The organism is Siccibacter colletis (assembly GCF_000696575.1).
Lineage (GTDB): Bacteria > Pseudomonadota > Gammaproteobacteria > Enterobacterales > Enterobacteriaceae > Siccibacter > Siccibacter colletis.
The window spans coordinates 14,126-26,530 of sequence record NZ_JMSQ01000005.1 but is presented as its reverse complement, the minus strand read 5'-3'; the positions used below and the strand labels follow the sequence as shown (position 1 = coordinate 26,530).

At 57.9% G+C, this 12,405-nt stretch carries 13 protein-coding genes and 1 pseudogene; 6 read left to right on the top strand and 8 right to left on the bottom strand.

Annotated elements, in window-relative coordinates:
• Nucleotides 1–261: 261 nt before the first annotated feature.
• On the top strand, nt 262–741 hold the full coding sequence (gene spy / locus ET34_RS0104465) for an ATP-independent periplasmic protein-refolding chaperone Spy (RefSeq protein WP_031519820.1): 480 nt from the start codon (nt 262–264) through the stop codon (nt 739–741).
• Between the two features lie 279 nt (nt 742–1,020).
• Nucleotides 1,021–1,587 carry an environmental stress-induced protein Ves gene (ves, locus tag ET34_RS0104460; RefSeq protein WP_031519819.1) on the top strand — a complete coding sequence of 189 codons (567 nt, stop codon included), beginning with the start codon at nt 1,021–1,023 and terminating at the stop codon, nt 1,585–1,587.
• Here ves and cho read toward each other — a convergent pair.
• The 3 genes from cho to nadE all read right to left on the bottom strand — a co-directional run bounded on the left by cho (nt 1,564) and on the right by nadE (nt 4,268).
• The gene (gene cho / locus ET34_RS0104455) at nt 1,564–2,442 is read right to left on the bottom strand and encodes an excinuclease Cho (protein WP_031519817.1); all 879 of its coding nucleotides are present in this window, start codon (nt 2,440–2,442) and stop codon (nt 1,564–1,566) included. The two genes, ves and cho, sit on opposite strands and share 24 nt — an antisense overlap.
• Before the next feature lie 68 nt (nt 2,443–2,510).
• Nucleotides 2,511–3,401, bottom strand: a complete 891-nt coding sequence (gene yddG / locus ET34_RS0104450) for an aromatic amino acid DMT transporter YddG (RefSeq protein ID WP_031519815.1) — start codon at nt 3,399–3,401, stop codon at nt 2,511–2,513.
• 39 nt (nt 3,402–3,440) lie between these two features.
• Nucleotides 3,441–4,268: an ammonia-dependent NAD(+) synthetase gene (nadE, locus tag ET34_RS0104445; RefSeq protein WP_031519813.1), complete on the bottom strand. Its 828-nt coding sequence runs from the start codon at nt 4,266–4,268 to the stop codon at nt 3,441–3,443.
• A gap of 253 nt (nt 4,269–4,521) precedes the next feature.
• Here nadE and osmE point away from each other — a divergent pair, with 253 nt between their 5' ends.
• Nucleotides 4,522–4,872: an osmotically-inducible lipoprotein OsmE gene (osmE, locus tag ET34_RS0104440; RefSeq protein ID WP_031519811.1), complete on the top strand. Its 351-nt coding sequence runs from the start codon at nt 4,522–4,524 to the stop codon at nt 4,870–4,872.
• Nucleotides 4,873–4,923: 51 nt separating this feature from the next.
• Here osmE and katE read toward each other — a convergent pair whose 3' ends face one another.
• A complete protein-coding gene (gene katE / locus ET34_RS0104435; protein ID WP_031519810.1) occupies nt 4,924–7,182 on the bottom strand; it encodes a catalase HPII in 2,259 nt (752 codons plus the stop codon).
• A 222-nt stretch (nt 7,183–7,404) separates the two neighbouring features.
• On the opposite strand from katE, the gene cedA reads away from it, so the two are divergent.
• From cedA to ET34_RS0104420, 3 genes and pseudogenes are all read left to right on the top strand, one after another.
• On the top strand, nt 7,405–7,638 hold the full coding sequence (gene cedA / locus ET34_RS0104430; protein WP_031519808.1) for a cell division activator CedA: 234 nt from the start codon (nt 7,405–7,407) through the stop codon (nt 7,636–7,638).
• Between the two features lie 121 nt (nt 7,639–7,759).
• A pseudogene (locus ET34_RS22900) lies at nt 7,760–8,094 on the top strand (type II toxin-antitoxin system RelE/ParE family toxin).
• On the top strand, nt 8,091–8,453 hold the full coding sequence (locus ET34_RS0104420; RefSeq protein WP_031519806.1) for an addiction module antidote protein: 363 nt from the start codon (nt 8,091–8,093) through the stop codon (nt 8,451–8,453). The pseudogene ET34_RS22900 and the gene ET34_RS0104420 overlap by 4 nt, the downstream one beginning before the upstream one ends.
• A gap of 90 nt (nt 8,454–8,543) precedes the next feature.
• Here the strand turns inward: ET34_RS0104420 and ET34_RS0104415 are convergent, their stop codons facing one another.
• From ET34_RS0104415 to hxpB, 4 genes are all read right to left on the bottom strand, one after another.
• On the bottom strand, nt 8,544–9,935 hold the full coding sequence (locus ET34_RS0104415) for an L-cystine transporter (protein WP_031519805.1): 1,392 nt from the start codon (nt 9,933–9,935) through the stop codon (nt 8,544–8,546).
• Between the two features lie 134 nt (nt 9,936–10,069).
• Nucleotides 10,070–10,660 (bottom strand): metal-dependent hydrolase, encoded by a 591-nt coding sequence (locus ET34_RS0104410; RefSeq protein ID WP_031519803.1) that lies wholly within the window; start codon nt 10,658–10,660, stop codon nt 10,070–10,072.
• A 95-nt stretch (nt 10,661–10,755) separates the two neighbouring features.
• On the bottom strand, nt 10,756–11,517 hold the full coding sequence (gene kduD / locus ET34_RS0104405; protein WP_031519801.1) for a 2-dehydro-3-deoxy-D-gluconate 5-dehydrogenase KduD: 762 nt from the start codon (nt 11,515–11,517) through the stop codon (nt 10,756–10,758).
• 162 nt (nt 11,518–11,679) lie between these two features.
• A complete protein-coding gene (hxpB, locus tag ET34_RS0104400) occupies nt 11,680–12,348 on the bottom strand; it encodes a hexitol phosphatase HxpB (protein ID WP_031519799.1) in 669 nt (222 codons plus the stop codon).
• Nucleotides 12,349–12,405 lie beyond the last annotated feature (57 nt).

The following is a 12,405-nucleotide window of genomic DNA, read 5'->3' as shown; positions in this document are numbered from 1 at the left end:
GAATATTCCTGGATAAAGGGTTTTCATTCCCCGTTCGGCTGGTTATACTTTCTCCACAATTTGCTCTAAATCAAGCAGATAACATATTTCATCATCACTCTCCGCAATCTTTCCTTATTTTCTCCATAATTGAACAATCTTTCACTTTTCCCCTTTCACAGCTTTACTGATGCTCTGAATACTTGACGCTGAACCCCCTAAACTCATTCTCGTCAACACGGTGAACCCACCGCGAAATAAACTGAAAGTAAGGACAAAACTATGCGTAAATTATCTGCTCTGATTGTTGCTTCTGGCCTGATGTTCGGTGCGGCTAACCTGGCGCACGCGGCGGAAACCACCCAGCCTGCGGCGGGCGAAGGTAAGCCGATGATGCACCACAAGCGTGGCCCGCATCACGACATGATGTTTAAAGATCTGAACCTGACCGATGCGCAGAAACAGCAGATCCGCGACATCATGAAAGACCAGCGTGAAAAAATGCCGCGTCCGTCCGCCGATGAGCGCCGTACCGTACACAGCATCATTGCCAGCGACAGCTTCGACCGCGCCAAAGCGCAGCAGGAAGTGGATAAAATGGCCGAGCAGCACAAAACCCGTATGCTGGCCCACATGGAAACCCAGAATAAGATCTACAACATTCTGACGCCGGAACAGAAAAAACAGTTCAACGCTAATTTTGAGAAGCGTCTGACAGAACGTAAAGCGCCGGAAGGTAAAATGCCTGAGTCTGCTGAATAAGCCAGACGCTATTTCTGAGACCGCCGTTGCTGCTCATCCCTGGTGATGGGCAGCAACGGCGGTCTTCTCTTTTCTGCTTTCTTTTGCCTGCCTCTTGCCTGCGCGCTGCGAATCGCTATGCTCTCTGCGGCCAGAATAAAAAATTGATTCATCTCGCTTTTTTATAACGCCCTAAGGTAAATCGCCGCTCTGGCCGATAACCCTGGCTGTACGTATAACAACAACAATACTGCGCCGCTCATCCGGTGCAGCCGCGCTGTGCGCGTTTCAGGAGTCGTAATGCACTTTTTCGATATTACAAAAATGCCGGTCAGCCTGTGGCGTAACGGTGCCGGGGAAACCCGTGAGATCTGCTGTTATCCGCCGGCGACCCGGGACTTCGCCTGGCGCGCCAGCATCGCGTCAATCGCCGGGAACGGGGAGTTTTCACCCTTGCCGAAGGTAGACCGGGTGATCACGCTGATTGAAGGCGGGGAGGTGACGCTGGATGGCGGCAGCGCCTTTCGCCATACGCTCAGGCGCTATCAGCCGTTCGCGTTTTCCGCTGAACAGCCGGTGCGCGCTGAGCTGACCGAGGGCAGGATGTCGATGGATTTTAATATCATGGTGCACCGGGAGCGCTGCCGCGCCAGCGTGCGGGTGGCAGACCGCACCTTCACGACCTTTGGCAACCACGGTGGGATTGTGTTTGTCCTGAGCGGCGCCTGGCAGCTCGGGGATACGCTGCTCAGCGTCGATCAGGGCGCGTGGTGGCAGGCGGGCCACCACACGCTACGGCTGCTGAAAAACCAGGGGCAGCTGCTGTTTACCGAGATCGCGGCGTTACCCGGCGAGCGCGTCGCCTAACTCGATAATTTCGAAATCACCGCGGATCATCGGCTTACAGAGGATTTTGTAGCCGTCATTATCGAAGCCGTGCTGCGGCTGTTGCAGCTGCGCGGCGTCTTCGAGGCGCGCCACCGAGCCGAGCCAGAACCAGTTATGAATGATATGGTACTGGGTCATCTCGCCGAAACTCTCCTTCAGCCCGACCGGCCCCTGCCACGGCCAGCAGACGATGCGCATCTGCTCCAGAGCATCCAGCAGCCGGGTATGATGCTCGGCCTCGCTTTCGCGCCCGCAGCAGGCACCGGCGCAGCGTTTGAGCGCCGAGCGGAAGCAGGCCCGGCCACGCGGCAGGCTCTCCAGCCCCACCAGCCCGTAACAGAGCTGCCAGTCGTCGGCGATGGTTTTTAACGTTTCCAGCGCAGCGCGGCGGTTAGCAAACAGGCCATACAGCCCGCTCTGGGCAGCAAAATCGACCTCTTTGGCATATACCACCTGCGGCTTACCGTTGGTTAACAGCAGCGAGCAGAGCTGACGGTTGCGGCGCAGACGCTTGTTGAACAGCGGCTGCTGCGCTTTGATCATCTGCGCTTCAAGCAGCAGCGCGCCCACTTCCCCGGCGGTACAGATAAAGGTGATGCGCCGCGACTGGCGCAGCATGGACGCTTCATCCGGGGTGCGCAGATGGGACAGCACACGGCTGCGGATATTCACGCTTTTCCCGATGTAGAGCGGCATGGTGTCGCTCTCACCGTGAAAAACATAGACCCCAGGATGACGCGGCAGGGCTTCAAGCCAGGGGCGCAGGTGTTCGGGATACTCATAGATGGCGGCGGCTTCAAATTCCGGCCCGGCCCCGCGGGTACGTCTTACCACGACAAACTCCTGAATACTGGTTACCTGTACAGTGTAGCAGAGCGATCGTGGTTAAAAAAGCGTCTTGATCAGGCGTGGTGCCGGGTCGCCAGCCAGCACAGCAGCGAACCGCAGACCACCAGCGCCACGCCCCACCAGAAGTCGGATCCGGGGCGCAGGCCCAGCCACAGCGTTGCCAGCAGGGCGGAGAGCACCGGCGTAAAGTACGATGCGGTAGCCAGTAGGGTCATGTTCCCGTGCTGAATGCCGTGATTCCACAGGCTGTACGCCACGGCGGTAGAGATCCCCATAAACAGCAGCTGGAGCGAGCCGGAGAGCGTCACCTGCATCGACGGCTGCGTGCTGCTGGCAAATTTCAGCCACAACACCAGCGCGGTAACCGCAAAAAACAGCGTTACGCCGCTTTTTCCTTCGCTGATGCGCCGGGTTAAGGTGCAGTAGAGCGCCCAGATAATGGCTGCGCTGAAGGCCAGCCCGTAAGCCAGCGGGTTATCCTGCACGTTGTGCCACAGCAGTTCGGGGGACCAGTCGCCGTCGCCCTTCAGCACCTGAACGACGCCCAGGCAGGCCAGCAACAGACCGGGCCACAGCAGCAGTGAACTACGCTGGTGGTTGATATAGCGCGCCAGCAGCACCGTCAGGCTTGGCCAGAGATAGTTGATCATGCCCAGTTCCAGCGCCTGGCTGCGGGTATGCGCCAGGCCGATTGCCAGTGCCAGACAGATTTCATAGCCCACAAACAGCGCACCGCCAGTCCACAGATAGCGCACTGGCAGCGCGCGCGGGCGGGGCAGACCGGTGGCGACACAAAGGAAAAGGGTGCTCAGGGTATAGATCAGCGCCGCGCCGCCGACCGGGCCGAAATGCTCAGCGATACTGCGAAACAGCCCAACAGAGGTGCTCCACAGCAAAATTGCGCCCAGTCCGGCAAGGGTGGCGCGCTCTACGTTGTACGTCATAACCTGTCCATAAAAAAGGTGGCTTGCGCCACCTCTGTATTACTTCTTCCAGAAATCATCAAACACGGTGATGGGGGGCCGGCGCTTATGTTCGGTTTTCAGATACCAACCCTCAATGATGGCGGCGGTGTCCGGCGGAACCGACTTGCCTTCCAGGTAGTCATCAATCTGATCGTAGGTCACACCCAGCGCCACTTCATCCGACAGAGAAGGGCGGTCATCTTCCAGATCCGCAGTCGGTACTTTCAGGTAGAGGTGTTCCGGGCAGCCCAGGGTTTTCAGTAGCTGTTTGCCCTGGCGCTTGTTGAGGCGGAAGATCGGGTTGATGTCGCTGCCGCCGTCGCCGTATTTGGTGAAGAAGCCGGTGATGGCTTCCGCCGCGTGGTCAGTCCCCGCCACTACGCCTTTGGTCATGCCGGCGATGCTGTACTGGGCCTTCATACGCTCACGCGCTTTTTCATTCCCGCGCACAAAATCGCTCAGCTCAATGCCGGCGTCGCGCAGGGCTTTTTCACTGGCCAGCACCGCCTCTTTAATGTTGACGGTCAACACTTTATCCGGCTGGATAAACGCCAGCGCATCCTGACAGTCCTGCTCGTCAAACTGCACGCCATAGGGCAGACGCACGGCGATGAACTGATAACCGCTGTCGCCGGTCTCGTCGCGCAGCTCGGTGATGGCCAACTGGCACAGTTTACCGGTCAGCGTGGAGTCCTGACCGCCGCTGATGCCGAGCACCAGCGACTTCAAAAATGGATGGGCTTTGAAATAGTCTTTCAGAAAGCCGATGCTACGGCGGATTTCCTGCTGCGCGTCGATAGTGGGGCTGGCACCCAGCGCTTGAATGATCTCTTGTTGTAAAGCCATCTCTCCCTCCGAATAGCTCGCCTGCGCGTGCAGGCAAAAATATGTGATGTAGTTAAAGCTAAACCTTTGTTGCCAAAACAACAAGCAGGCACCCATAGCAAAACCACATGAGTCGCGTGGTTCGCCCTCCGGGGCTATCCCATTTTTCGCAATAGAATGTTCCTAAAGAAGAAATCATTTTTTGTCACGAGTTGAAAATTCCTGTTTGTTCTTCCAGGCTTATCTCACACGCTGAAAAAAACGAGGAAGGAATATGAAAAAGAACTTTGCAGGAATTTTAAGTGCAGCGGCTGTTCTGACTATGCTGGCAGGCTGTACAGCATACGATCGCACCAAAGATCAGTTCTCTCAGCCGGTGGTGAAAGACGTCAAGAAAGGCATGAGCCGTGAACAGGTTCGCCAGATTGCCGGTCAGCCGTCAACTGAGATCAATATGGTTCACGCTCGCGGTACCTGCCAGACTTATGTGCTGGGCCAGCGTAACGGTAAAGCCGAAACCTATTTCGTGGCGCTGGATGAGACCGGCCACGTTCTGAACTCCGGCTACCAGACCTGTGCGGAATATGACACCGATCCGCAGGCGCAGCAGCAGAAAACGCAGTAATTATTGCGCGTTAAAAAAGAAACCGGCCATCGCGCCGGTTTCTTTTTATCTTTATGCCGGGATAGTCAGCGCCTGAGGGGTACGCGACCATACGCGGTGATGACACAGCTGCTGGATAAAGTCATCCACGAAGGTACCAGCACCCGCATCGGCTTCCACCACACCCTCTTCACCCTGCGCGCCCACACCGAGTACGGTTCTGAACTGTCGGGCAGCACCCACCAGACCAATCACCTTCAGGTGCTTATAGGCTTCCAGCAGGTAATAGACCGCGTCGGCATTGCCCGCGATGCTGTCGATATGCCCGCCAGGCACGATAACCGCATCCACGGTCACCGACGGCGATCCAGCGAAGGTCGCGGCGATATCCAGCACCGAGCCGTCGTCCGCCGTGATTTCGCCCATGCGTGAATAGAGCAGTTTCGCATGCACGCCCTGGGACTTCAGCCCCTGCAGGATCGCCAGCAGGTCACCGGCATCGGTCTTGTCGTTGAGCAGCACCGCCACCACGCGACCCTTCACCGACCCGCCTGGTACTGCATACAGGCTCAGCGAGGCATCTTTTTTCAGGCCGTTAACGTCCTTCGGCGGCGTGAGATGCATCTGCTCGTCGCTCAGGGTAATACCGAGATTGGTGGCCACCGGGTGCGCCAGTGAAATGTCGATGCGTGCCAGATGATCGACCACGCGCTCGCGGATATAGCCCCGTACCACTTTCGACAGCTCAAAGCTGAAGGCGTCGATGATGTGCTGCTGTTCAACCGGCGTCTGGCTCTGCCAGAACAGGCGCGGGTGCGAATAGTACTCCCCGAACGACGGGCTGCGTTCGCGTACCTTATGGCCTTCGACGCGGGTCTGGTATGACTCAAAACCGCCGCCCTTCGGCCCCGGCGGCGTTTCGCGCGGCCAGTTATCGTTGATGGAGTTGGGTTCGTAGTTCGCCGGGTTGGTATCAATATCCATGCGGTGCATGCCGTCGCGCTGGAAGTTGTGATACGGGCAGGTCGGGCGATTAATCGGGATTTCGTGGAAGTTCGGCCCGCCAAGACGGCTTATCTGGGTGTCGGTGTAGGAGAACAGACGCCCCTGCAGCAGCGGATCGTTGGAGAAATCGAGCCCCGGCACGATATGGCCCGGATGGAAGGCGGCTTGTTCGTTCTCGGCAAAGAAGTTGTCCGGGTTGCGGTTGAGCACCATTTTGCCCACCAGTTGCACCGGCACCAGCTCTTCCGGGATCAGTTTGGTCGGGTCGAGCAGGTCGAAATCATATTTGAACTCGTCTTCTTCCGGGATCAGCTGCAGGCCCAGCTCGTACTCCGGGAAGTCGCCCGCTTCAATAGATTCCCACAGATCGCGGCGGTGGAAGTCCGGGTCGCGGCCGATAAGCTTCTGGGATTCATCCCACAGCAGCGACGCTTTGCCCGCCACCGGTTTCCAGTGGAAGCGCACAAAGGTGCCTTTACCGTCGGCGTTAATCATGCGGAAGGTGTGGATGCCAAAGCCTTCCATGGTGCGGTAGCTGCGCGGAATGCCGCGATCCGACATGGCCCAGATCACATTGTGCAACGTTTCCGGCTGCAGCGAGACGTAATCCCAGAAGGTATCGTGCGCGCTCTGGCCCTGCGGGATCGCCCAGTGCGGCTCGGGTTTTACCGCGTGGACGAAGTCAGGGAACTTATGCGCATCCTGAATGAAGAAGACCGGGGTGTTGTTGCCCACCAGGTCGAAAATGCCTTCTTCGGTGTAAAACTTGGTGGCGAAGCCGCGAATGTCGCGCACCGTGTCGGCGGAGCCGGCGCTGCCCTGTACGGTAGAGAAGCGTACAAATACCGGAGTGATTTTTTCCGGGTCAGACAGAAATGCCGCTTTAGTGATGTCGCTCAGGTCGCGGTAGGGCTGGAAATAGCCGTGCGCTGCCGAACCGCGGGCATGCACGATACGCTCGGGAATGCGTTCGTGGTCAAAATGGGTGATCTTTTCGCGCAGGATAAAATCTTCCAGCAGCGTCGGGCCACGGGTGCCGGCACGCAGCGAGTTCTGGTCATCGGCAATGCGCACGCCCTGATTAGTGGTCAGCGCTTCGTTTTCACCGCCTTTGCGGAACGACTCCAGCGCGTTGAGCTTTTCGTTTGAGGTATCGGGTGCTTTCAGGCTGCCGGGAGCGGTGGGTTCGGCACCGGGAGGAGTAGGGTGAGCGGAAGGTTGATGGGAGCCATCTTCCGGTGCCAGCGAGCCTAATCCTGGCTGCGACTGACGGGCATCGTGGACCGGTGCCCGGTGTCCGGCGTTATTATGGTCTTCGTGCGACATTTCTCGTCTCCTGTTTCCATTACTGAAAAGTGGTCGTTGCTACTAAAAACCCCTCTAACTATAGAACAACCTCGCGGCGACGCTTCGCTTCAGCCCTGGCAGACTGCCGCTTCGGCTGTTGTTTTTTAACGCAAAACCGCACGCCGGGCGCGACGTTGCGCGGTGAGATCCGCTATCATAGGCGCTGCCTTTTTTGTAAGAGTGACCAACGCCAGTTTGACTATGAAAACGTTACGCCAACAAAATCGCCCCGTTATTAGCTATGTCCCGCGCGTCGAGCCTGCGCCGCCGGATCACGCCCACAAGATGGACGGATTCAAGGATGTGTGGTTACTGCGCGGTAAGTACGTAGCGTTTGTGCTGGTGGGGGATCACTTCCGCCGCTCTCCGGCGTTCACCGTGCCGGAGTCGGCCCAGCGCTGGGCGCTGCAGGTGCGCCAGGAAGAGGAGATGTAAGCCAGGCGCGTTTTAACCCCCGGCTCCGCCATAGCCCGCTGTCACTTAAAAGTGACAAATCACCTTGTGGCAATGTCCTTTATAAGCGACAATTATCTCAGGCCAGGAAGGCGAGGTGATGATGCTTTATATTGCAAAACGTTATCAGGACCACAATAACCACGTTCCATACACGGACTGGATTAGTAAGCTCAGACGGAAAAACCCCCAGGCCGCAGCAAGGATCGACATCCGCGTTGCGCGAGCAACCGCCGGAAACTTTGGCGATCACAAGTTTGAAAGACAGGGCGTGTGGGCATACGCATAGATTGCGGTCCGGGCTATCGGGTGTATTACGCAATGGATAAAGGAGCGATTATTTTGCTGTTAATCGGTGGTGATAAAAGCACCCAGGATGACGATATTGATAAAGCAGTAGGTTATCTCAACGATTATCACGCGAGACTGACAAAATGAGTGACCACATCGAACAGGTAACAGAGCTTAACGAGGTCAGCGTAACTTCTCCGGCTGCCGTAGATCATGATGCTGCAATGGTTGAAGAGCTGCGCGCGGATCCGGACTATGCTGAAATCTATTTGCAGACCGCGCTGGAAGGGATTTACGAGCCAGGCGGCGTGAGCGCGTTCCTTATCGCTCTCCGTCAGGTTATTGAAGCCCGGGGCGGCGTCAGCGAGATTGCCAAAAAAACCGGGCTTTCACGCCAGCACATCTATCGTGCGCTGTCGGAAAATGGCAACCCGACCATCACGACGATCACTGAGTTAACCCGCGCCGCGGGCGTTCGACTCGCAACCTCATCCCGGTACGGCTAATCTTTCCGGCGAAAACAACGCATTCACTGAATTCCGCCCATAAAAAAACCTGCGCGATGCAGCACCGCGCAGGTTTTTTTGTGCGTGCGATTAACGGTGCGCCAGTTCGGCTTCCTCGTCGCTGTTCATTACCGCTTTGTCGGTCTGCTTCATCCACTGGCTGGTGAGCGTACCGGCGGTCATGGAGCCGCTTACGTTCAGGGCGGTGCGGCCCATGTCGATCAGCGGTTCAACGGAGATCAGCAGGGCGACCAGCGTCACCGGCAGGCCCATCGCTGGCAGAACGATCAGCGCGGCAAAGGTGGCCCCGCCGCCCACGCCCGCAACACCGGCAGAGCTGAGGGTGACGATACCGACCAGCGTTGCGATCCACACCGGGTCCAGCGGGTTGATACCGATAGTCGGAGCAACCATCACCGCCAGCATCGCCGGGTAAAGACCCGCACAGCCGTTCTGGCCGATGGTGGCACCGAAGGACGCGGAGAAACTGGCGATCGCTTCCGGTACGCCAAGACGACGGGTCTGGGCTTCCACACTCAGCGGGATAGTAGCGGCGCTGGAGCGGCTGGTGAAGGCGAAGGTCAGAACCGGCAGCACCTTGCGGAAGAAGCGCAGCGGGCTGACGCCGTTAACGGCCAACAGCAGGGCGTGCACGCCGAACATGATCGCCAGACCGAGGTACGAGGCGACCACGAAGCTGCCGAGCTTGATGATGTCCTGCAGGTTAGAGCCGGCAACGACTTTGGTCATCAGCGCCAGCACACCGTACGGCGTCAGCAGCATCACCAGACGCACCAGCTTCATCACCCAGCTCTGCAGGGTATCGATGGCCACCAGTACGCGCTGGCCTTTCGGCGCATCGTCTTTCAGCAGTTTCAGCGCAGCGACGCCCAGGAAGGCGGCGAAGATCACTACGCTGATGATAGAGGTTGGGTTCGCGCCGGTAAGATCGGCAAACGGGTTTTTCGGTACGAAGGAGAGCAGCAGCTGCGGCACGGTCAGGTCTGCAACCTTCCCGGCGTAGTTGGTTTCAATCGCCGTCAGGCGCGCGCTCTCAGCGGTACCCTGCACCAGGCCTTCGGCGGTCAGGCCAAACAGGTTGGTGACCAGCACGCCGACCAGCGCGGCAATCAGCGTGGTGAACAGCAGCGTGCCGATGGTCAGGAAGCTGATTTTACCCAGCGAGGCGGCGTTATGCAGACGGGCTACCGCGCTCAGAATCGAGGCGAAGACCAGCGGCATTACGATCATCTGCAGCAGTTGCACATAGCCGTTACCGACGATGTTGAACCACTGAATGGAATCTTTCAGCACCTGGCTGTTGTCGCCATAGATCGCGTGCAGCGCCAGACCGAACACCACACCGATGACCAGACCCACCAGCACTTTTTTGGCGAGGCTCCACTGCGCTTTACTGGCTTTCGCCAGCCCCAGCAGCAGAATGACGAACACCGCAATGTTCGCGATTAAAGGAAAGTTCATCCCCGTTCTCCTGATTTATTATTTGCAGGCACGCGCCTTTGTCGTGCCTTTATGGCGCAAGGTTAGCAGATGGCTCGCACGCGCCCTTATATCCAAATGGAATGGTTTATGACAAAAAGACGTGTTTTGTTTGCTTATTGACCGGAGTGAGGAGAAATAAAGCGGTTAAAGCCGTTTTGCAGCGAGTTGATCAGCTGAGACGAGGCGCGGATGACGCTGTTTTCCGGCAGCCCCTGCGGCATCCAGATGGCAAAGGCAAAGAAGGCCATGCACAGCACGCGCTCCAGCTGGTTCCCTTTTTGCGGCATCAGTAACGGCAGGCGGAAGCGCCAGCGGCAGGGCCACAGCAGCGGTACGCCGGCGGGAGTAATCATATCGGCGGCGATGTGGCTGAGATAACCCACCACCATGCCCTGAATCGCATCCGGCGGTACGACCCAGGTTTCCGGTACCTGTAAATAGAAGAAGGTCAGCACCGCAAACACCGCCAACAGGCTGTGGGTAAAACCGCGATGACCAAACGCCCGGGCGATGGGTTTTGACACCCATTTCAGGCGCTGCCCGAGAAACGACTTCGGGTGGTCGATGTCCGGCAGCAGACAGGTGAGAATGGCAGACGGAATAATATGCCACCAGTCGCCATCCGCGAGCACCGGCGTGAGTTCGGCATTTTTGGCAAACACCGCACTGGCAATAGAAAAAAGCAGATGGCCTTCCGCCGTCATGATAAAACCCGCTGGAGCTGTCGATTCATCCAGTATAGGGTTTTTATACAGTAGACGGAAGTAGTGACGGTGTAACAATTTACCTTTAGTGACGTTTAACGCGCCAGCCAGCCGCCGTCCACCGCCAGGGTATAGCCGTTGACATAATCCGACGCGCCCGAGGCGAGAAACACCACCGGTCCGGCGAGATCCTCGGGCGTGCCCCAGCGGCCTGCGGGGATACGGTCGAGGATCTGCTGATTGCGCTCCGCATCCTCACGCAGCGCCTGGGTATTGTTGGTAGCCATGTAACCCGGCGCGATAGCGTTGACGTTGATATGGTGCGGCGCCCATTCATTGGCCAGCAGGCGCGTGAGGCCCAGCACCCCGCTTTTGGAGGCGGTGTAAGAGGGAACGCGTATTCCGCCCTGGAATGAGAGCATGGAGGCAATATTGATGATTTTGCCGCCGCTGCCCTGGCTGATGAACTGTTTTGCCACCGCCTGAGAGAGGAAGAACAGCGACTTCAGGTTGAGATCGATGACTTCATCCCAGTCCTGCTCGCTGAAATCAATGGCATCGGCCCGGCGGATGGTGCCGGCGTTATTCACCAGAATATCCACCTTACCGAAGGTATCCAGCGCGTGGCTGATGATGCGCTCGACGGGCTCAAGGGTGCCAAGATCGGCCTGCACTGCCGTGAAGCGGCGTCCCAGAGCCTGGACTTTCTGCTGCGTCTCTGTGGGCGTTTTGCGGGTTACCGCCACAATATCGCACCCGGCCCCGGCAAGACCCAGCGTCATTCCCTGTCCCAGCCCGGTATCGCACCCGGTGACGATGGCCACTTTCCCGGCCAGGTTGAAGGCATCACCCATCATCGCTTCCTCGTTTTCACTCAGTAAGAAACGGCAACGCCGTCCCGGATGAGATGAGCTTAGGCAGGGCGGTATGAAAACTCAAATTAAACTGAAACGAGGTTTCAGAAAGCGGAATGGCGTCACCAAATGACGGTTAACGGGCGCTTATCGCGCCCGGCAGGATTAGCCCAGCAGATGCTCAGGGCGCAGCGCTTCCAGTGAGTCGAGCTTGACGTTCGCCAGCGCCCAGCGCGTGTCTGCGCGGTTCTCGTGCGCCGGCACCACGATGGAGCGCATCCGCGCCGCTTTGGCAGCAATCATGCCGTTGACCGAATCTTCCAGCGTGACGCAGGTGAGCGGGTCAACGCCAAGCTTCGCGGCGGCATCCAGATACACCTGTGGATGCGGCTTACTGTAAGGCAGATGCTCTGCCGATGCGAGGGCATCGAAATAGTCACGCAGATCGAACATCGCCAGCACGCGCTCCAGCATGTGCAGTGGCGAGGCCGACGCCAGGCCCACTTTCAGCCCCTGGGCTTTACACAGCTGCACTGCGGCCAGTACGCCGGGCAGCAGCGGCTGTTTCTCTTCCACCAGCGTTAATGTGCGACTGATAATACGTTGCGTAACTTCCGCGTTGTCCGGCCCGTTCCACGGCTGCTGGGCGAACCAGAGATCCACCACCATATCGATGCGCAGACCGAGAGTATCGGGCAGCTCGTCACGGCGGGAAATATCTACGCCCAGGCTTGCCATCACCTCCAGCTCGGCCTGGTCCCACAGCGGCTCAGAGTCAATCAGCAAACCATCCATATCGAAAATTGCGGCGAGGATCTGACGAGAAGGGGTCATCGACTACTCCTGTAATGAAGGGGAAAATGCACTGCGCTAAAACTGACACATAACGCC